The organism is Kitasatospora sp. NPDC058243 (genome assembly GCF_042882025.1).
Taxonomy (GTDB): Bacteria; Actinomycetota; Actinomycetes; order Streptomycetales; family Streptomycetaceae; genus Kitasatospora.
On record NZ_JBHVWW010000006.1, the window covers coordinates 52,604 to 71,198 of the forward strand.

Here is an 18,595-nt window from a genome sequence, read left to right on the forward strand (position 1 = left end):
GTCTGCCGATGACTCAGGATGAGGAGGGTGTTCGTGGAAACGAAGGACACGGCAGGCGAGGTGCGGATTCTCCAGCCGTTGCCCGGGCGCACGGCGGACGGATCGCAGGAGTTCGACCTGCGGTTGACGCGTTTGCTCCGCCTGCTCGGGGCTGAGGCCGCGCACGGGGCGGACTTCCCGAGCGCGGCCCGGTGGGAGGTCCACAAGGCGCTTTCCGGGCGTACCGACCTGCCCGAGGAGTACTTCGAGGCACTGCTGGAAGCGGCGATCTACGACCCCAACCCGAGCTTCAACCGGCGCTTCGTCGAGCCGGCCCTGCTCGCTTTCGGCCAGCGCCGGGTCCGGCTGACCCTGCTCGGCTACCTGCACACCGGCACCGACACCGAGCGCGCCGGCGCCGCCCGGGCCTGGTACTGGACGTCCCTGTCGGTCGGGGACGGCCGCGGCACGGCCGCCGCCGACGAGGGCTCGACCGTGCGGGACGCCTGGTACGAGGCCGCGCTACGGGAGTTCGTCGCCAACGAGGACCTGGACGTGCGGCGCTGCATCCTCCCCGGGCTGCCCCTCGTGCCGCGTGCCTACCCGTCGCGGCTGCACGCCCTGGTGGAGGCCGCGGTGGCCATCGCGAGGGCGCACCCCGACGAGTACATCCGGCACCGCGCCGAGGTCCAGGTCGGTCTCTGACCGCCCCCGGCCCCGCCAGGCCCACCGGCGGGGCCGGGCGATCGCGCTGGGGGGCCGAACTCGGCCGTCACGGCGCCCCGTTGGCGGCCCCGTCGACCGGGTCGGTCAGCCCGTCTTGACGGTGATCTCGCCGATGTTCGTCCCGAGGTCCAGCTTGTACTGGCCGTTCGGGTCGTTCTGGACGCCGATGTGCTTCTCGCCCAGGTCGGTCGAGGCGGTGACGTGGTACGAGGCGGTCGGCACGGTCACGTTGATCTCGCCGTTGGAGGTCTTCGCCGTGATGTTCTGGGCCTTGCCGGGGGTGAGCTTGATCCCGCCGTTGTCGGTCTTGGCGCTGACCCGGTCACCCTTGAGCGAAGTGCCCTTGATCTCGCCGTTGTCGGTGCGCACGTCGACCGGCCCGGCCACGTCGTCGAGCGTGATGTCGCCGGAGCTGGTGTGCACCGAGACGTCGCCGACCTGGGTGAGCTTGATCCCGCCCGCCGACGTCCCCCCGGTGATCGGCAGCCCCGGCGGCAGCTCGACGGTGTAGTCCACCGAGCAGTTGCGTCCGCAGCCGCCGAGCACCAGCACGCCGCCGTCCACCCGGGTGCTCGCGCCCGGCTTGCCGCTCCGGTACGTGATGTTGCGGTGGACGGCGGCCTGGGTGGCGCCGGCCTTGCCGCGCACGGTCACCTCCCCGGCGTCGCTGTCCAGCCGGATGCCGGTGATCTTGTCCGTGACGGTGGCGTCGTCGGTGAAGTTGGTCCCGATCGGGTTGCAGGCGCTGAGCACCCCGGCGGAGACCCCGGCGACCACGAGAGCCCCCGCGAAACGGTGGTACCTGCCCATGTTCGTCCCCCATGTGTCCTGCGCTGCTTGTTGCGCGATAGCCCCTGATGACTGCCCCCGTCCGGAGCCGTCCCGACGACAGTAACCGCACGTGGTGGCCCCGGTCGGTGGTATTAACCCCCCTAAAGCGACTCCAGTCAGCCCCCCGGCGCCGCTCCCCCCACCCCCACCCGTGCCCACCTGGGCCCATCCGTGCCCACCGGTGCCCCTGCCGTCGCCCGGGGGAGAAATCTGTAGACCGGCCTACATATTTTCGGGGGGCGGCCGCGGAGCCGTTTTCCGCACAGGAAGTCGGACCTGCCGACTTCCTGCGCGGAAGCGAGCCCGGCATCCTCCGGGCGGGAGAGAATCTGTAGACCGGTCGGTATATTTTCCCCGGGGCGCCGTCAGGGCTTGCGACCCACCGCGCCGTAGATGCTGACGCGGTCGGCGCCGGGGGCGGGGGCGGTGTCGGGGCGCCAGAGCGGGACGGTGGTGATGCCGGGGTCGAGGAGGTCGAGGCCGTCGAAGAAGGTGCGGACCTCGTCGCGGGTGCGGCCGACGAGGGGGGCGGTGGCCTTGTCGTAGATGCCGGTGACGCGGTCGCGGACCTCGGCGGGGATGAAGTCGGCAGTGCCGTGCGAGAGGACGAGGTGGCTGCCGGAGGGGAGCGCGTCCATCAGCGTGTCGACCGCCTGGTACGGCTTGTCCTCGTCGCGCAGGAAGTGCAGGACGGCGGCCAGGACGAGGCCGACCGGTCGGGAGAGGTCGAGGAGCCCTGCGGCCTCGACGGCGGCGAGTACGGCGGACGGCTCGCGCAGGTCGGCCTGGAGGACGGCGGTCCGCCCCGGGCCCGTGCCGGACATCAGGGCGCGGGCGTGGCTGAGCACGATCGGGTCGTTGTCGACGTAGGCGACCTGCGCCCCGGGATTGGCGGCCTGGGCGATCTCGTGGGTGTTGCCGGCGGTGGGGATGCCGGTGCCGATGTCGAGGAACTGGTCGATGCCGAGGTCGGCGACGCAGCGCACCGCGCGGGTGAGGAAGCCCCGGTTGGCCCGCGCGGTGGAGCGGAACTCCGGATTGGCGGCGAGCGCCTTCTCGGCGGCGGCCCGGTCGGCGGGGAAGTTGTCCTTCCCGCCGAGGTAGTAGTCGTACATCCGGGCCGGGTGCGGGATGTCGGGCCGTAGGTCGGCCGGGGTTCCGGCCTCGCCGGACTCCCACAGGTCGTCGTGTCCCACGGCCGTTGCCTCCGTCTGTTGACGATCGGATGATCTGCTTGCAACTCCCTCGGCGGACAGCCTAAAGCCCAGGTCACGGCCCTGGTGGCGGTTGGTCGGGTCACCCCTGTATGTCCGTTTTCGTCGCCCATCGCGCGCCCCCGGTCGTCCCGGCGCAGGATGGGAGGTCCCGGCGGCGAACCGTCGCCGGACGACGGAAGCGGAAAGGCCGGGGAACGGGAGGTCCGACGCCGTGGTGATCGCTATGGCAGACATCCGCGAATGGCGCGGCCACGTCGTGGTCGACGAGAAGAGCCACCGCATCGGCTCGCTGGAGTCCGTCTACGTGGAGACGGCCACCGACCAGCCGTTCTTCGCCACCGTCACGGTCGGCCTGGTGACCAAGCGCCGCCTGGTGTTCGTCCCGCTCGACGGGGCGGTGGTCGGGCCGGACTACGTCCGGGTGGCGTTCCCGAAGAACCAGGTCAAGCAGGCGCCGTCGATCGGCACCGACGACGTCCTGCCCGCCGAGGAGGAACCGGCCGTGTTCGCGCACTACGGGCTCCCGTACGAGACCGGCGCCGGTGGCGAGCGCCGCCTCGCCCGCCGCTGAGCACAGCCGCTGACCAAAGCCGCTGAACACCGCCGCTGAACCGCCGAAGGCCCCAGCGCCCCTCGCCCGCATCGCCCCGCCCGGGAATGGATACCCCGCCGGGTACAGTTGTCAGTCGACAGTCGATGCGAAAGGCGGCCCGGACATGCAGGTGGACGAGGAGTCGGTCGGCGCGGTCCTGAACCGGCTGCGCCGTGCCCAGGGCCAGTTGGCCGGGGTGATCGCGATGATCGAGGCGGGCCGTGACTGCAAGGACGTGGTCACCCAGCTCGCGGCGGTCTCGCGCGCCCTGGACCGGGCCGGGTTCAAGATCGTGGCCAGCGGCATGCGCCAGTGCATGGCCGTCTCCGACGAGGACACCCCGCCGATGAGCGAGGCCGAGCTGGAGAAGCTGTTCCTCGCCCTGGCATAAGTCAGGAAGCCGAGGAGCGCAGAAGCCAAGAGGCGCAGAGGCGCAGCAGCGCGGGGGGGGGGGGGAGGGGGCCCTCTCTGTTCCCCCCCCCCCTCCCCCCCTTCCCCCCCCCCCCGGTGCCCGTGGTGCGAGGGGGGAGTGCTCTGCCCTGAGCTACTCCGCCCCGAACTGCCTCGCCCGGACTGCTCCGCCCGGACTACTCCGGGCGCTTGAGCCGGGTGATGAACTTGTAGCGGTCGCCGCGGTAGATCGAGCGGACCCACTCCACCGGGTCGCCGTCGGCGTCGAAGGAGTGCCGGGAGAGCTGGAGCATCGGCAGCCCGAGGTCGGAGCCGAGCAGGCCGGCCTCGCGCGGGTTGGCGAGGGTGGTCTCGATGGTCTCCTCGGCCTCGGCCACGGTGACCCCGTACACCTCGCGCAGCGCCGCGTACAGCGAGTTGTGCTTGGCGAGGTTGCGCCGCAGCGCGGGGAAGCGCTTGGCGGACAGGTGGGCGACCTCGATGGCCATCGGGTCGCCGTTGGCCAGTCGCAGGCGCTCGATCCGCAGCACCCGGCCGCCGGGCTTGATGTCGAGCAGCGGGGCGAGCCGGTCGTCGGCGGTGATGTAGCCGATCTCGATCAGCCGCGAGGCGGGCTCCAGGCCCTGGGCCCGCATGTCCTCGGTGTAGGAGGTGAGCTGGAGGGCCTGGGCGACCTTGGGCTTGGCGACGAAGGTGCCCTTGCCCTGGATGCGCTCCAGCCGGCCCTCGACGACCAGTTCCTGCAGCGCCTGGCGCACGGTGGTGCGGGAGGTGTCGAACTGGGCGGCCAGCGCGCGCTCGGGCGGGACCGGGGTGCCGGCGGGCTGGGTCTCGGTCAGCTGGAGCAGGTGGCGCTTGAGACCGTAGTACTTGGGGACGCGCGCGGTCGGGTCGGCGCCGGCCTGCGTCGGGAGGTTTTTCACCTCGGGGTCGTTGACCTGGGCGGTGGTTCCCCCGTCGCTGCTCATCGGACCTGTTCTCCCGCTTCTCGCGGGGCCTTTACGGGCCCCGCCACATAGTTAACGGGTGACATCGTTGCATGTATGGCTACGGAACGAATACCTCATCACGCGATGAACGATGTGCGGTGTCGGCTTGATAACGGGTGGTCCGGATCGGTCGAACAGCCGTTGACAGGCCCATTGGTCTAGGCCAAGCTCCAGGCATCTGGTCTACACCACTAGGCCGGTCACTATGAATCCCCCCACCCGCTCGAAGGGGTCCGCGGCACCTTTCCCCCCGCTTTACGTGGGTCTGCCGCTGCCGCCCGACGGGGGTAACCCAGGCATCCCTCAGGAGGATGGCGTGAAGCGTCAGCTCATCGCGGCGGTCGGCGTCGCAGCAATGGTCGTCGGCCTGGCGGCCTGTGGCTCGGACGGCAAGAGCAAGGACAACGCCGGTTCGAACTCGTCGTCCGCGGCGGGCGCCAAGAACTACAGCGGCAAGACGCTGAAGGTGTGGCTGATGACCGGCTCCGCCCCGAAGGGCTGGACCGACGCGGTCAAGAGCGAGTTCGAGACCACCTACCCGGGCTCCAAGGTCGACTTCCAGATCCAGGAGTGGGACGGCATCGGTCAGAAGGTGACCGCCGCGCTGTCCGAGGGCTCGGTCGACGTCGTCGAGCTCGGCAACACCCAGACCTCCGGCTACGCGGCCTCGGGCGGCCTGCTCGACATCACCAAGGACAAGTCCGCCCTGGGCGGCGACGGTTGGAACGCCAACCAGAACGAGGCCGCCCAGCTGGACGGCAAGCAGTTCGCCGCCCCGTGGTGGGTCTCCAACCGCGTCGTCGCCTACAACAAGGACCTCTGGGCCAAGGCCCAGCTGACCGACGCGCCGAAGACCCTGGACGAGTTCTACGCCGACCTGGACAAGCTGAAGGCCACCGAGGGCGTCGCCGACCCGATCTACCTGCCGGGTCAGGAGTGGTACACCTACTTCGGCCTGCTCACCGGTGAGGGCGGCAAGATCGCCAAGAAGGACGGCGACAAGTGGGTCGGCGGCCTGTCCTCGCCCGAGGCGCAGAAGGCCTTCGAGACCTACAAGAAGCTGCAGGGCTACTCGGCCACCGGTCCGAAGGACAAGGACGAGGCCACCCCGCAGCAGAAGGACGTCTTCGGCAAGGGCAACGTCGGCACCATGATCGCCCTCGGCTGGGAGCTCCCGGCGGAGAAGGACATGGCGAAGGACAAGATCGGCTTCTTCCCGCTCCCGGGCAAGACCGCTGACAAGCCCTCCGGCGTCTTCCTCGGCGGCTCGAACCTGGCGATCGGTGCGCAGAGCAAGAACACCGACATGGCCAAGGACTTCCTGAAGATCGCCCTCAACGACAAGAACGAGGGCGCGGTCGCCGCCGCCGGCAACATCCCGAACAAGGCCGCGCTGAACAGCCAGCTCACCGGCGACTTCGCGAAGGCCGCCCAGTCCGCCTCGGCGGTCGGCGCGGTCACCCCGATCACCCCGAACTGGGCGAGCGTCGAGGACAAGCCGAACCCGATCAAGGAGTTCCTGACCGCGGCCCTCCAGGGCGGCGACTACGCGGCCACCGCGAAGAAGTACGACGACGAGATCGCGAAGCGGCTCAACCAGAAGCAGTAGGCACCGAGCGGCGTCGCTCACCGACCCCCGGCGGGGGGTCGGTGAGCGACGCCTGTCCGTCGTGGTTCGGGTTGTGAGGAAGTGAGAACGATGGCTGTGCATTCGGAGCGGGTGCAGACGCAGTCCCCGGATTCAGGGAAGGCTGCCGTGGCCGGAATTGAGACGAGTGCCGCCGGTGGTGGCGCCGACGGCACCCCCCGCAAGGGCGCCAGACCCGCAGGCGGGCCGAGCCTCGGCGCACGCCTGGCACCGTACCTGCTGCTGCTGCCCGCCACCGTGGCGACCCTCGCCCTGCTCGGCTGGCCGCTGGTGAAGACGGTCCTGCTGTCGTTCCAGAACCTCAACAAGCGCCAGTTCGTCCAGCACCTGACCGAGTGGAACGGCTTCGACAACTACAAGGAGCAGCTGACCGACCCGGACTTCTGGGCGGTCACCGGGCGCACCGTCGTCTTCACCCTGGTCAACGTCGTGCTGATCATGGTCGGCGGCACCCTGATCGGCCTGCTGCTCAACCGCCTCGGCAAGCGGATGCGGCTGCTCCTCTCGGTCGGCCTGCTGATGGCCTGGGCGATGCCCGTGGTCGCCGCGACCACCGTCTACACCTGGCTGTTCGACCAGCAGTGGGGCGTCGTCAACTGGTTCCTGGACAAGCTCGGTTGGCACGCGATGGCCGACTACAACTGGATGAGCGACCAGTACTCGACCTTCTTCGTGGTGATCCTGCTGATCGTCTGGCAGTCGGTCCCCTTCGTGGCGTTCAACATGTACGCCGGACTGACCACCATCCCCAAGGAGCTCTACGAGGCCGCCCGGATGGACGGCGCCGGCGCGTCCAAGATCTTCGGCTCGGTGATCTTCCCGAACCTGAAGCCGTTCTTCCTGGCCACGACGTTCCTGGAGATCATCTGGGTCTTCAAGGCCTTCACCCAGGTGTACGCGATCAACGGCGGCGGCCCCGAGAACCTGACCCGCACCCTGCCCGTGCACGCCTTCCTGGAGGGTTCGTCCGGGCAGCACTACGGCATCGGCTCCGCGATCGCGGTGCTCACCATCCTGATGCTGGGCGCGATGATGGCGTACTACTTCCGCATCATGATCAAGCAGGAGGACGAGCTGTGAGGCGCTCGCTCATCGGACGTACCTGGCCGAACGTGATCGCGGTCGTCCTCTTCGTCTTCTTCATCTTCCCCGTCTACTGGATGATCGCGACTGCCTTCAAGCAGGACAACGACATCATCAGCAAGACGCCGGTCTTCATCCCGTTCGACGGGACCCTCGACCACTTCACCACCGCGATCAACGCGCCCAACTTCTGGACGTACGTCACCAACAGCCTCATCGCCACCGTCGGTGCGGTGCTGATCTCGCTGGTGATCGCGACCCTCGCGGCCTTCGCCATCGCCCGGATGAAGTTCCGCGGCCGCAAGGCCTTCGTCCTGGTCGTCATGGTCGCGCAGATGGCGCCGTGGGAGGTCATGACCATCGCGGTCTACATGATCTCGCGCGACAACGAGATGCTGAACAGCCTCGTGCCGCTGACGTTCTTCTACATGATGATGGTGCTGCCCTTCACCATCTGGACGCTGCGCAGCTTCATCGCCGCGGTGCCGAAGGAGCTGGAGGAGTCGGCCATGGTGGACGGCTGCACCCGCTCCCAGGCCTTCGTGAAGGTGATCTTCCCGCTGCTGGCCCCCGGTCTGATGTCGACCTCGCTGTTCGGCTTCATCACCGCGTGGAACGAGTTCCCGCTCGTCCTGATCCTCAACAAGGAGGAGGGCAAGACCCTCCCGCTGTGGCTGTCGTCCTTCAAGACCGCCTTCGGCAACGACTGGGGCGCCACCATGGCGGCGTCCACGATGTTCGCCATCCCCGTGCTGATCCTGTTCGTCTTCCTGCAGCGCAAGGCGGTCGGCGGACTGACCGACGGCGCCGTGAAGGGCTGAGAAACGTGAGCATCCTCGTCCCCGCCGCTCCGGTCAGCGACCAGCTGCACCGTGACGCCCTGACCGTCCTGCAGCCCGGCTTCGTCGGCACCGAGCCGCCGCAGTGGCTGCGCCGCCACCTCGCCGCCGGGCTCGGCTCGGTCGCGCTGTTCGACCGCAACGTGGTCGACCTCGACCAGCTCGCCAAGCTCACCAAGGCGCTGCGCGAGGAGAACCCCGACCTCCTGATCGCCATCGACGAGGAGAGCGGCGACGTCACCCGGCTGGAGGCGGGCTCCGGCTCGTCCTGGCCCGGCAACCTCGCGCTCGGCGCGATCGACGACCCGGCGCTGACCCGGGACGTCGCCCGCGAGCTGGGCCGGGCGCTGGCCGCGGCCGGCGTCAACTACAACTGGGCGCCCACCGCGGACGTCAACTCCAACCCGCGCAACCCGGTCATCGGCGTCCGCTCCTTCGGCGCCGACCCGGAGCTGTGCGCCCGGCACACCGCCGCCTGGGTGGAGGGCCTCCAGTCGGCCGGCGTGGCCGCCTGCTCCAAGCACTTCCCCGGCCACGGCGACACCGCCGTCGACTCGCACCACGGGCTGCCGGTCATCGACGTCGACCTGGACGTGCTGCGCTCGCGCGACCTGATCCCGTTCCAGGCGGCGATCGCGGCGGGCACCAAGGCCGTGATGACCGCCCACATCATGATCCCGGCGCTCGACCCGAAGCTGCCGGCCACCCTCAGCCCGCTCGTGCTGCGCGACCTGCTGCGCGCCGCCCCGGCCGACGGCGGCCTCGGCTACCAGGGCCTGATCGTCAGCGACGCGATCGAGATGGGCGCCATCGCCGACACCTTCGGGATGGGCGACGGCACCGTGCTGGCCCTGGCGGCCGGCGCGGACGCGATCTGCGTCGGCGGCGGGCTGGCCGACGAGGACACCGTGCTGATGCTGCGCGACGCCATCGTGGCGGGCGTGCGGGCCGGCGTGCTCTCCGAGGAGCGGCTGGCGGACGCCGCCGACCGGGTCCGCTCGCTCGGCAGCTGGGGCCGGATCTCGGCCCAGGGCGAGCGGCCGGAGCCGGACCTCGCGGTCGGCCTGCGGGCCGCCCGCCGGGCGCTGAAGGTGGTCCGGGCGCCGGGCCACGAGCCGCAGCCGGTGTCCGAGCGCCCGTTCGTGGCCTCGTTCTCGGACGAGCCGAACATCGCCGTCGGCGACGTCACCCCGTGGGGCGTGGCCGGCATGCTGGCCGACCGCTTCCCCGGCACCCGCACCCGCGCGGTCTCGGCGGCGCAGGCCGCCCCCGAGCTGCTGGACGCCCTGGTCGCCGAGCTGGTGGCCGGCGCCGAGGGCCGCCGCCTGGTGCTGGTGGTCCGGGACGCGCACCGGCACGCCTGGATGTCCGCCGCGCTGGGCCGCCTGGTGGCGGCCCGGCCGGACGCCGCGGTGGTCGAGATGGGGCTGCCGCAGTCCGAGCCGGTAGGCGCGCTCTACATCGCCACCCACGGCGCCGCCCGGGTCTGCGGGCTGGCGGCCGTGGAGGTGCTCACCGGGCAGCCGGGAGCCATCGGCTGAGACCGAGGGGGGCGTCACCGGGAGTGTCCGGGAGGCGTCGGCCGACGGGCCCGTCATGCGCATGCCGCATGGCGGGCCCGTTTCGTTTCCCCGCCGTTTGACCTGCGGATTCGCCAGGTGACCGCGCTCCCTCAAGTAGGCCTTAAATCCACCTTAAGTTCCACTTAGGGTGACGGTACGGCAACTGATCGCCACGGGGTACAACGGCTCTGCAACGGCCTTGGCGACGAGGCCATTTGGCCGTTGACACCACCTATGGTCTAGGCCAGAGTCCAGTCATCCGGTTCGAAATTCAACCTCACCGGATGTGGTATCAGCCCTCCCCGAAGCTCTTCGCCCCTGCCCGGACCCTCCGTTGCGGGCGCCATCACGCTGCCGGCGGGCAACACGGCTCTAGCACCCTCGGAGGATGGCGTGAAGAAGCGTCAGCTCATGTCGACGTTCGGAATCACTGCCCTGGCGATCGGGCTGACGGCCTGTTCATCGGCCGGTACGGCGTCGAAGGACGGCAAGAGCCCCGGCGCCGACCCGAAGGCCGCGAGCGGCACCGTCACCGTCTGGCTGATGGACGACGCCCAGAAGAACTGGCCCGACCTGGTGCAGCAGGTCAACGACCAGTTCGCGGCGAAGTACCCGAACGTCACCCTCAAGCTCGCCTACCAGGGCTGGGCCGACAAGGTGACCAAGCTCGACAAGGCGATCGCCGACGGCTCCGCGCCCGACGTGGTCGAGCTCGGCAACACCGAGACCATGAAGTACGTGCTCTCCGGCGCGCTGGCCCCGGTCGACCGGACCACCTTCGACAACTCCGACAGCTGGATCAAGGCGCTCGCCAACACCTGCACGTACCAGGACAAGCTCTTGTGCGTGCCCTACTACGCCGGCGCCCGGGTCGCCATCTACAACACCGCCACCTTCCAGCAGGCCACCGGCAGCGCCGAATTCCCCAAGACCGAGGCCGACCTGACGGCGGCCCTGGACAAGGTCGCCGACAAGAACAAGGCCGACAAGAGCTACTCCTCGCTCTACCTGCCCGGCCCGTACTGGTACGCCGCGATGAGCTACGTGGCCGCGTACGGCGGCAGCATCGCCAAGTTCGACAGCTCCGGCAACTGGCACGGCACCCTGCACGACGCCAAGTCCCAGCAGGGCATCAGCCACTTCGTCGACCTGGTCCGCAAGTACACCAAGGGCGACCTGACGGTGAACGAGCAGAACCAGTTCGAGTCGATGGCCCGCGGGCGCGCCGCGTCCTTCTACGGCAACGGCTACGAGGCGGCCAGCGTCGTCGCGCCGGGCACCGGCGACCCGAGCCTCAAGGACACCGTCAAGATGGCCACCATGCCCGGCCCGGACGGCAAGCCGCTGCCCACCTTCATCGGCGGCTCCGACCTCGCGGTCACCGCCAAGTCCACGCAGGTCGAGCTGGCCACCGACTGGGTGCGGATGTTCACCAGCACCAAGTCCCAGCAGACGCTGGCCGACAAGGACATCCTGCCGAACAACCTCACCCAGCTGAACCCGCTGAAGAACAAGCCGACCACCGCCGCGGCGGCCAACGCGGTGCCGGACGCCTGGTTCACCCCGCTGGCCCCCGGCTGGGGCGCGATCGAGAAGCAGAAGATCCTGCCCGACATGCTGACCGGCATCCTCAAGGGCAAGTCGGTGGACCAGGCCACCAAGGACGCCGACGCCGCGATCGACCAGCTGATCAACAAGGCGTCCTGACCCGGCGCCGCCGTTTGTACAGGCCTGGGGCCCGTCCCGTCCGGGGCGGGCCTTCGGGTGTGCCCGCCCGGGGCGGCCCCCGTAGGATTGCGGCAGGAAACCACCGCAGCGAGTGTGCGGACTCGCCGCCGTAGAGGTCCCCGTCGGGCAACCTGCCCGGAGGGGTCGAACCATCTCATCGGAGGCACATCCTGATGTCCGACCCGCAGACTGTTTCCGTTCCCGGCCGGATCATGGCGGCGGAGATGGCCGAGCAGCCGGCCGTCCTCCAGCGCATCCTCGACGAGGGTGCCCCGAAGATCCGCCAGATCGCGGCCGAGATCGCCGCCCGCAACCCTCGCTTCGTCCTGCTGACCGCGCGCGGCACGTCCGACAACGCGGCGCTGTACGCCAAGTACCTGATCGAGATCCTGCTCGGCAAGCCGGCCGGCCTGACCTCGATGTCCACCACCACCGCGTACGGCGCCAAGCCGGACCTCACCGACGTCCTGGTCGTCACCGTCAGCCAGTCCGGCGGCTCGCCCGACCTGGTGGCCTCCACCAAGGCCGCCCGCGAGGCCGGCGCCATCACCCTCGCCGTCACCAACAACGCGTCCTCGCCGCTGGCCGAGGTCTCCGAGTTCCACATCGACGTGCTGGCCGGCCCGGAGAAGGCGCTGCCCGCCACCAAGACCTACACCGCCGAACTGCTGGCGCTCTACCTGCTGGTCGAGGGCCTGCGCGGCGGCGACGGTGCGGCGGCCAAGGAGCTGCCAGGCCTGGCCGCCGGCGTCCTGGCCCGCCACGCCGAGGTGAAGGCGCTGGCCGAGCGGTACCGCTTCGCCCAGCGCCTGGTCATCACCTCGCGCGGCTACGGCTACCCGACCGCCCGCGAGGCGGCGCTGAAGCTGATGGAGACCACCTACATCCCGGCCTCCCCGTTCTCCGGCGCCGATCTGCTGCACGGCCCGCTGGCCATGGTGGACAACGTCTCGCCGGTCATCGCGATCGTCCCGGACGGCAAGGGCGGCGAGGCCCTGCAGCCGGTGCTGGACCGCCTGCGCGGTCGCGGCGCGGACCTGGTCGTGGTCGGCCAGCAGGCGCAGGTGGACGCCGCCTCGGCCGGCTTCGCCCTGCCGGCCGGCGTGCCGGAGGAGGTCCAGCCGATCCTGGAGATCCTCCCGCTGCAGCTGCTGGCCTACGAGGTCACCATCGCCCGCGGCCAGGACCCGGACGCCCCGCGCGCCCTGGCCAAGGTCACCGAGACGCACTGAGGCACGGCGCCACGCGATCGGGCCCCCGTCCACAGGCTGTGGACGGGGGCCCGACTCGTTGAGCGGCGGAACATGGCTTCGGCGGGGGAGCGCCCGGAACGCGTCGCGCCCCTCGGCCGGACAGGGCCTGGCGCCCGGCGTACCCGGAAAGCACTACGGGCCACGGCGCCGACACGGGACCCTCAACCCATGCGGCACCGCAGCCCGGAGCTGTCGTCGGTCGCCGGAGTCGATCGAGAACTGTGCGGGGTCCTCGTTCGGCGGCGTCCGACCGAGGAAAGGCCTCGCGCGGTCAGGGCAGTTGCGCGGTGGGCCTCTCCTTGGTGCCCTTTCATTGTGGACTAGACCAATCTGGGTTGTCCAGGCCGCTCCGGAAATTGGTCTGGACAACTTCGGGAAGTGGGCTCCGCCGCAGGCCCGGCGCATGATCCGTTCCCCGGTCCGCCGCGCCGCGCCCCGACCGGCGGCGCTACCCTCGCCATGTGCCCTCGCTGAACGAACTCGTCCGCCGCCACACCACCCTGACCGGGGCCGATGTGGAATGGCTCCACATGCTGGTCTCGGAGTGGCAGCTCCTCTCCGACCTCTCCTTCGCCGACCTGGTCCTGTGGATCCCCACCTGGGACGGCATCCGCTACGTCTCGGTGGCGCAGATGCGGCCCAACACCGGCCCCACCTCCTACCAGGACGACATGGTCGGCCACCTCGTCCCGCGCGGGCGCCGCCCACTGCTGGACGCCGCCTTCGACGAGGGCCGGATCGTGCGCGAGGGCGACCCGGAGTGGCGCGAGGAGGTGCCGGTCCGGGTCGAGTCCATCCCGGTCCGGCGCGAGGGCAAGGTGCTCGGGGTGATCGCCCGCAACACCAACCTGCTGACCGTCCGCACCCCCAGCCGGCTGGAGCTCACCTACCTGCAGAGCGCCTCCGACCTGGCCCAGATGATCGCCGCCGGCAGCTTCCCCTTCCACGGCGTCGAACAGATCGACATGGACGCCGCCCCCCGGGTCGGCGACGGCCTGATCCGGCTCGACGCGGACGGCATCGTCACCTACGCCAGCCCCAACGCCCTGTCCGCCTACCACCGCCTCGGCCTCACCACCGACCTGGTCGGCAGCCACCTGGGCCGGGCCACCGCCGAACTGGTCCCGCCCTCCCGGGCGGCCGTGCACGAGGCGCTGGTGAAGCTGGCGAGCGGCTGGGCGCCGCGGCAGACCGAGGTCGAGGTGCAGGGCGGGGTGGTGACCCTGCGGGCCATCCCGCTCAAGCCCAAGGGCACGCTGACCGGTTCGCTGGTGCTCTGCCGGGACGTCACCGAACTGCGCCGCCGCGACCGCGAGCTGATGACCAAGGACGCCACCATCCGGGAGATCCACCACCGGGTGAAGAACAACCTGCAGACCGTCGCCGCCCTGCTGCGGCTGCAGTCCCGCCGGATGGAGTCGGAGGCCGGCCGGGCCGCGCTGGACGAGGCGGTGCGCCGGGTCGGCTCGATCGCGATCGTGCACGAGACGCTGTCCCAGGCGCTGGACGAGCAGGTGGCCTTCGACGAGATCGCCGACCGGGTGCTGGCGATGGTGATGGAGCTGTCCCAGGACGGCCGGGTGGCGACCCGCCGCAGCGGCAGCTTCGGCATCCTGTCCGCCGAGGTGGCCACCCCGCTGTCGATGGTGCTGAACGAACTGCTGCAGAACGCGCTGGAGCACGCCTTCGGCCCGTCCGCCTCCGGGAACCTGGAGGTCAGCGCGCTGCGCGGGCGGGCCCCGGCGACCGGGGCGGGCTGGTCGGACAGCTGGAACGGCGGCGCCCGGCCGGAGGAGTTCCTGCTGATCACGGTGCAGGACGACGGCCGCGGCATGCCCGAGGGGTTCGACCCGCAGACGGCGGGCAACCTCGGCCTGCAGATCGTCCGCACGCTGGCCACCGGCGAGTTGGGCGGCACCTTCGACATGGTGGCCGGTCCGGACGGCGGCACCAAGGTGATCCTGGAGATCCCGGTCCGCTGATCCGCCGACCGGTCTGCGGTGCGGTCCGGTGCGGTGCGGTCCGCGGTCCGGTCCGTACCGCGGTCCGCGGAACGGTGCATCGAGGCGCGCGGTGGGGGCGTGCACTCGGCGAAAGCGCCGGGTGCCCACCTCGCGAGCCCGGCGCGGGTCGGCCCGCGCGGGGGCGTGCCAGGGTGCGGGCGCGCCGGGGCGCGCACACAGAACGGGGCGCGAAAACAGAAACGAGGCCCTGTCGACCGGGGGGGGGTGGGTCGACAGGGCCTCTCAACCCGTTCCGGCCGTCGGGGGGAGTCGGCCGGAACGGGGGCTCTGGGTGGTGCGACACCTCGCCCGTGCGTTGCACACGGTGAGCGCCACAGCTCCACGATATTGCTCTAAGTGAACAGTATCAAGTGGCTGGACGGTCCGGTGTCGCGGGACCTCGCCAGGCAAGGCCCTTTGTGCGGAAGGCTTCACCAGGAGGTGCAGGGAAGCCTTTGATCATGTGTTGATCGGTGTTTCGGTTACTGCTGGTGTTACGGCGTGTGATCAGGCGGTGCGGGCGCGGTTGCGGGCGGCACGGCGCTTCATCGCGCGACGCTCGTCCTCGCTCATACCGCCCCAGACGCCGGCATCCTGGCCGGTCTCAAGAGCCCACTGCAGGCACTGCTCCATGACCGGACAGCGGCGGCACACGGCCTTGGCTTCCTCGATCTGCAGCAGAGCAGGACCGGTGTTCCCGATCGGGAAGAACAGCTCCGGGTCCTCTTCGCGGCAGACAGCGCGGTGGCGCCAGTCCATGGTCGTCCAACTCCTCCTGCCGGCGGGGGGCACCCGGTCGGCATAATCGATGGCTTGTGAATGTGGCTTGTGAATGTGAACGCTTTCACGAATCCCGCAACAGCAAAAGAGACCAAAGGCCCGCCGGGGCCCGGGTGGTCTGTGCTGGGGAGGGATTCGGCGATTCGAGGGACGCTCCGCGGTCGACACCCGCCAGGTTCTGAGGTTGCCGTCGCTGCGATGCGTCCCGATCGCCATGTAGAGGTTCGCAAACCTCGGGCCCGGATACAACCCCCTTCAGGGAGGAATTTTTGATTCTTCGGTGTCGCCTAGCTCACAGCCAGTACTTCTATGGAGTGAAGGGGGCTTGTGCGTTCGAGAAGAAGGGCGAAACCCCCTTCCGGTCACACAATCACACGCAGTGCCCGCCGTACGCCTGTGAAACTGACGCGACTCCTGTCTCCAAGGTGGTCCCCGTCAACCTGGAACGGGGCCGGTTCCTCTGAAACCAAGGTGAAGTGTCTGACGTCGTGATAGGAGACGACGTGCTTGCCGGACGGGCCGGCCGGCGGGGCGCCTTCGCTCGAAGAGGCGTACGACCGCAGGATCTGACGGATCGTTCGAACGGTGCCGAACGCCGTCATCCGGGTGATCCCGAAGACGTCGAGATCAGTGTCGAAGGAGGCGAGCGGTGAGGGGTACACCGGGCGGTTGCCGAGGAACGTCCACGGCGAGGTGTTGCTGACTATGGCCAGGGCCAGGCCCGGCACGCCTTCTCGGCCCGGTAGTTCCAGGGCCACGGGCCCGGAACGACGCTGCTCACGCTGGGTGACGTAGTGCCGCAGCGCCTGCCCCACATAGAGCGCGTGGGTGGACTTGCGCCCCAACCGGCGCTGCTCCTCGACCCGGCCGACCACCCCGGCGTCGAAGCCCAGGCCGGCGGTGAAGGTGAACCAGCGGTCCGGCAGCCCGTCGGTCATCGCCTTGCCCAGGCCGACCGGCCGCTCGCTCCCGTGCTCCAGCGCGTACAGCAGGGCGCCGGTGGCCTCCACCGGGTCGTTGGGCAGACCCAGCGCGCGGGCGAACACATTGGTCGAACCGCCCGGCACCACGGCCAGTCGCGGGACCTTCTCGCCCGGGCCGTGCGTGAGCAGCCCGTTCACCACCTCGTTCACGGTGCCGTCGCCGCCGAGCGCCACCACCAGGTCGACCGTGCCGTCCTCCGAGGCCTCGCGGGCCAGGTCGCGGGCGTGGCCCCGGTACTGCGTCTCGGCCACCTCCAGCTTGAGGTCGCTGCGCAGCGCGTGGATCAGTACGTCCCTGGTGCGGCCACTGGTGGTGGTGGCCTTGTGGTTCACGACCAGGAGAGCGCGCATGGGGAAAGCCTACGGGTCGGTACGGACCAACCGGCGGCTACCCTGCTGGAGTGACCGCAGAATCCTCCGCACCCGTACCCACGGCGGGCCCGGCCCGCCCCCTGGCGCTGACCGTGGGCGCCGCCATCACCGCCCTGGAGGGCGCCGCGCTGGCCGTCGTCGGCGTCTGGGACATGGTGTCCGCGCTGTCCGGCCAGTCCAAGCAGCTCGCCCTGAACGAGTTCGGCGGCCTGGTCATCGTGCTGCTCGGCGTGCTGCCGGTGCTGGCCGCCCGCGCGCTGCTCAAGGAGCGCCGCTGGGGCCGCAGCCCGGCCGTGCTCACCAACTCGATCTGCCTGCCGATCGGGTACTACATGCTGGAGAGCGGCGGCGCGATGATCGGCGTCGGCGTGCTGGTCGGCCTGCTCGGGCTGGTCGGCATCGGCGCGCTGCTGAACCCGAAGTCGACGGCGGCCCTGTACGCGTCGCACGAGGGCTGAGCGCACAGGGCCGCCGGGGGTCGGCCGCCGGTTGAGCGGCCGTCAGTCCTACTCCTCCACCAGGAGCTTCTCCCGCAGCTGGGCCAAGGTCCGGGCCAGCAGGCGGGACACGTGCATCTGGGAGATCCCCACCTCGGCGGCGATCTGCGACTGGGTCATGTTCCGGAAGAACCGCAGCACCAGGATCTTCTGCTCCCGGGGCGGCAGTTGGGCCAGCAGCGGTTTGAGCGACTCGCGGTACTCGACGCCCTCCAGCGCCTCGTCGGTGGCGCCGAGGGTGTCCGCCACGGCCGGCGACTCGTCGTCGCTGTCCGGGACGTCCAGGGACAGCGTGGAGTACGCGTTGGCGGACTCCAGGCCCTCCAGGACGTCCTCCTCGGAGATCCCCAGGTGCTCGGCGAGCTCGTGCACCGTGGGGGAGCGCCCGTGCCGCTGGGAGAGCTCGCTGGTCGCCGTGGTGAGCGACAGCCGCAGCTCCTGGAGGCGGCGCGGCACCCGGACCGCCCAGCCCTTGTCGCGGAAGTGCCGTTTGATCTCGCCGACGATGGTCGGCGTGGCGTAGGTGGAGAACTCGACCCCGCGCTCGTGGTCGAAGCGGTCCACCGACTTGATCAGGCCGATGGTGGCGACCTGGGTCAGGTCGTCCAGCGGCTCGCCCCGGTTGCGGAACCGCCGGGCAAGGTGCTCGACCAGCGGGATGTGCATCCGCACCAGCTGGTTGCGCAGCTCGACGCGCTCCGGGGAGCCGTCGGGCAGCGCGGACAGCCGGACGAACAGCGCGCGGGCCGCCTCCCGGTCCGGTGCGCCCGAGCGGTGCGGGGCCGGGGCCGGGGCCGGCGCCTGGACGGGCACCGCGGTGCGCAGGTCCGCGGCCTCGTCCGCCGGATCGGACGGGGGCGGGGATGCGGGCGACGGTTCAGACGTCGGCTCGGTCGGGTGGCTCATCCGGTGGGCGTCCTTCGGGTGCGCATCGTCGTTGGCGGCGAGGCCAGGAACGCTCGCCTGGGTCGGTACGGCAGGTCCCGCCGTCGCGAGGCCGGTACGGTCCAGATCACTCACGGCCATTCCCCCGTTCCGTTCCGGGAGCACCGGGGCCCTCGGGCCCCGGCATCGTCTCGTTGGTCGTACCGCGTGGGGGGCG

At 70.4% G+C, this 18,595-nt stretch carries 17 protein-coding genes; 11 read left to right on the forward strand and 6 right to left on the reverse strand.

Going from position 1 to position 18,595, the window contains the following annotated elements:
- Positions 1-33 precede the first annotated feature (33 nt).
- Positions 34-684 carry a hypothetical protein gene (locus ACFVX9_RS06560; protein WP_244293555.1) on the forward strand — a complete coding sequence of 217 codons (651 nt, stop codon included), beginning with the start codon at positions 34-36 and terminating at the stop codon, positions 682-684.
- 105 nt (positions 685-789) lie between these two features.
- Here ACFVX9_RS06560 and ACFVX9_RS06565 read toward each other — a convergent pair whose 3' ends face one another.
- Together ACFVX9_RS06565 and ACFVX9_RS06570 are read right to left on the reverse strand one after the other, a co-directional pair.
- Positions 790-1,515: a DUF4097 family beta strand repeat-containing protein gene (locus ACFVX9_RS06565; protein WP_063350686.1), complete on the reverse strand. Its 726-nt coding sequence runs from the start codon at positions 1,513-1,515 to the stop codon at positions 790-792.
- Positions 1,516-1,901: 386 nt separating this feature from the next.
- On the reverse strand, positions 1,902-2,732 hold the full coding sequence (locus ACFVX9_RS06570; RefSeq protein ID WP_380343898.1) for an SAM-dependent methyltransferase: 831 nt from the start codon (positions 2,730-2,732) through the stop codon (positions 1,902-1,904).
- A 244-nt stretch (positions 2,733-2,976) separates the two neighbouring features.
- Here ACFVX9_RS06570 and ACFVX9_RS06575 point away from each other — a divergent pair, with 244 nt between their 5' ends.
- Both ACFVX9_RS06575 and ACFVX9_RS06580 read left to right on the forward strand, forming a co-directional pair.
- The gene (locus ACFVX9_RS06575) at positions 2,977-3,324 is read left to right on the forward strand and encodes a PRC-barrel domain-containing protein (RefSeq protein ID WP_063350688.1); all 348 of its coding nucleotides are present in this window, start codon (positions 2,977-2,979) and stop codon (positions 3,322-3,324) included.
- 145 nt (positions 3,325-3,469) lie between these two features.
- The gene (locus tag ACFVX9_RS06580) at positions 3,470-3,736 is read left to right on the forward strand and encodes a metal-sensitive transcriptional regulator (RefSeq protein ID WP_063350689.1); all 267 of its coding nucleotides are present in this window, start codon (positions 3,470-3,472) and stop codon (positions 3,734-3,736) included.
- A 196-nt stretch (positions 3,737-3,932) separates the two neighbouring features.
- On the opposite strand, the gene ACFVX9_RS06585 is transcribed toward ACFVX9_RS06580, so the two are convergent.
- The gene (locus ACFVX9_RS06585; RefSeq protein WP_244293370.1) at positions 3,933-4,724 is read right to left on the reverse strand and encodes a GntR family transcriptional regulator; all 792 of its coding nucleotides are present in this window, start codon (positions 4,722-4,724) and stop codon (positions 3,933-3,935) included.
- Between the two features lie 337 nt (positions 4,725-5,061).
- Here ACFVX9_RS06585 and ACFVX9_RS06590 point away from each other — a divergent pair, with 337 nt between their 5' ends.
- The 7 genes from ACFVX9_RS06590 to ACFVX9_RS06620 all read left to right on the forward strand — a co-directional run bounded on the left by ACFVX9_RS06590 (position 5,062) and on the right by ACFVX9_RS06620 (position 14,840).
- Positions 5,062-6,354, forward strand: coding sequence for an extracellular solute-binding protein (locus ACFVX9_RS06590; RefSeq protein ID WP_063347864.1), 1,293 nt, complete (start codon positions 5,062-5,064; stop codon positions 6,352-6,354).
- A gap of 90 nt (positions 6,355-6,444) precedes the next feature.
- On the forward strand, positions 6,445-7,473 hold the full coding sequence (locus ACFVX9_RS06595; RefSeq protein WP_371517174.1) for a carbohydrate ABC transporter permease: 1,029 nt from the start codon (positions 6,445-6,447) through the stop codon (positions 7,471-7,473).
- A complete protein-coding gene (locus ACFVX9_RS06600) occupies positions 7,470-8,297 on the forward strand; it encodes a carbohydrate ABC transporter permease (RefSeq protein ID WP_380345562.1) in 828 nt (275 codons plus the stop codon). The genes ACFVX9_RS06595 and ACFVX9_RS06600 overlap by 4 nt, the downstream gene beginning before the upstream one ends.
- A 5-nt stretch (positions 8,298-8,302) precedes the next feature.
- Positions 8,303-9,856, forward strand: a complete 1,554-nt coding sequence (locus ACFVX9_RS06605; RefSeq protein ID WP_380379098.1) for a glycoside hydrolase family 3 protein — start codon at positions 8,303-8,305, stop codon at positions 9,854-9,856.
- A 432-nt stretch (positions 9,857-10,288) separates the two neighbouring features.
- Entirely contained in the window at positions 10,289-11,584 is a 1,296-nt protein-coding gene (locus tag ACFVX9_RS06610) for an extracellular solute-binding protein (RefSeq protein ID WP_387980755.1), read from the forward strand.
- A 194-nt stretch (positions 11,585-11,778) separates the two neighbouring features.
- Positions 11,779-12,837 (forward strand): SIS domain-containing protein, encoded by a 1,059-nt coding sequence (locus tag ACFVX9_RS06615; protein WP_063347859.1) that lies wholly within the window; start codon positions 11,779-11,781, stop codon positions 12,835-12,837.
- 482 nt (positions 12,838-13,319) lie between these two features.
- The gene (locus tag ACFVX9_RS06620; protein WP_244293369.1) at positions 13,320-14,840 is read left to right on the forward strand and encodes a sensor histidine kinase; all 1,521 of its coding nucleotides are present in this window, start codon (positions 13,320-13,322) and stop codon (positions 14,838-14,840) included.
- A 528-nt stretch (positions 14,841-15,368) separates the two neighbouring features.
- Here ACFVX9_RS06620 and ACFVX9_RS06625 read toward each other — a convergent pair.
- Together ACFVX9_RS06625 and ACFVX9_RS06630 are read right to left on the reverse strand one after the other, a co-directional pair.
- Positions 15,369-15,620 (reverse strand): WhiB family transcriptional regulator, encoded by a 252-nt coding sequence (locus ACFVX9_RS06625; protein ID WP_014138019.1) that lies wholly within the window; start codon positions 15,618-15,620, stop codon positions 15,369-15,371.
- A 383-nt stretch (positions 15,621-16,003) separates the two neighbouring features.
- On the reverse strand, positions 16,004-16,975 hold the full coding sequence (locus tag ACFVX9_RS06630; protein ID WP_063347858.1) for a diacylglycerol kinase family protein: 972 nt from the start codon (positions 16,973-16,975) through the stop codon (positions 16,004-16,006).
- Between the two features lie 50 nt (positions 16,976-17,025).
- Between ACFVX9_RS06630 and ACFVX9_RS06635 the strand changes: the two genes are divergently transcribed.
- Positions 17,026-17,454: a hypothetical protein gene (locus tag ACFVX9_RS06635; protein WP_159398434.1), complete on the forward strand. Its 429-nt coding sequence runs from the start codon at positions 17,026-17,028 to the stop codon at positions 17,452-17,454.
- Positions 17,455-17,502: 48 nt separating this feature from the next.
- Here the strand turns inward: ACFVX9_RS06635 and ACFVX9_RS06640 are convergent, their stop codons facing one another.
- Positions 17,503-18,513 (reverse strand): RNA polymerase sigma factor SigF, encoded by a 1,011-nt coding sequence (locus ACFVX9_RS06640; RefSeq protein WP_380379105.1) that lies wholly within the window; start codon positions 18,511-18,513, stop codon positions 17,503-17,505.
- Between the last annotated feature and the right edge of the window lie 82 nt (positions 18,514-18,595).

Coding starts and splice junctions, on each gene's coding strand:
- ACFVX9_RS06585 (WP_244293370.1), bottom strand. CDS start 4,724: ATGAGCAGCGACGGGGGAACCACCGCCCAGGTCAACGACCCCGAGGTG.
- ACFVX9_RS06580 (WP_063350689.1), top strand. CDS start 3,470: ATGCAGGTGGACGAGGAGTCGGTCGGCGCGGTCCTGAACCGGCTGCGC.
- ACFVX9_RS06630 (WP_063347858.1), bottom strand. CDS start 16,975: ATGCGCGCTCTCCTGGTCGTGAACCACAAGGCCACCACCACCAGTGGC.
- ACFVX9_RS06610 (WP_387980755.1), top strand. CDS start 10,289: ATGTCGACGTTCGGAATCACTGCCCTGGCGATCGGGCTGACGGCCTGT.
- ACFVX9_RS06595 (WP_371517174.1), top strand. CDS start 6,445: ATGGCTGTGCATTCGGAGCGGGTGCAGACGCAGTCCCCGGATTCAGGG.
- ACFVX9_RS06625 (WP_014138019.1), bottom strand. CDS start 15,620: ATGGACTGGCGCCACCGCGCTGTCTGCCGCGAAGAGGACCCGGAGCTG.
- ACFVX9_RS06565 (WP_063350686.1), bottom strand. CDS start 1,515: ATGGGCAGGTACCACCGTTTCGCGGGGGCTCTCGTGGTCGCCGGGGTC.
- ACFVX9_RS06615 (WP_063347859.1), top strand. CDS start 11,779: ATGTCCGACCCGCAGACTGTTTCCGTTCCCGGCCGGATCATGGCGGCG.
- ACFVX9_RS06575 (WP_063350688.1), top strand. CDS start 2,977: ATGGCAGACATCCGCGAATGGCGCGGCCACGTCGTGGTCGACGAGAAG.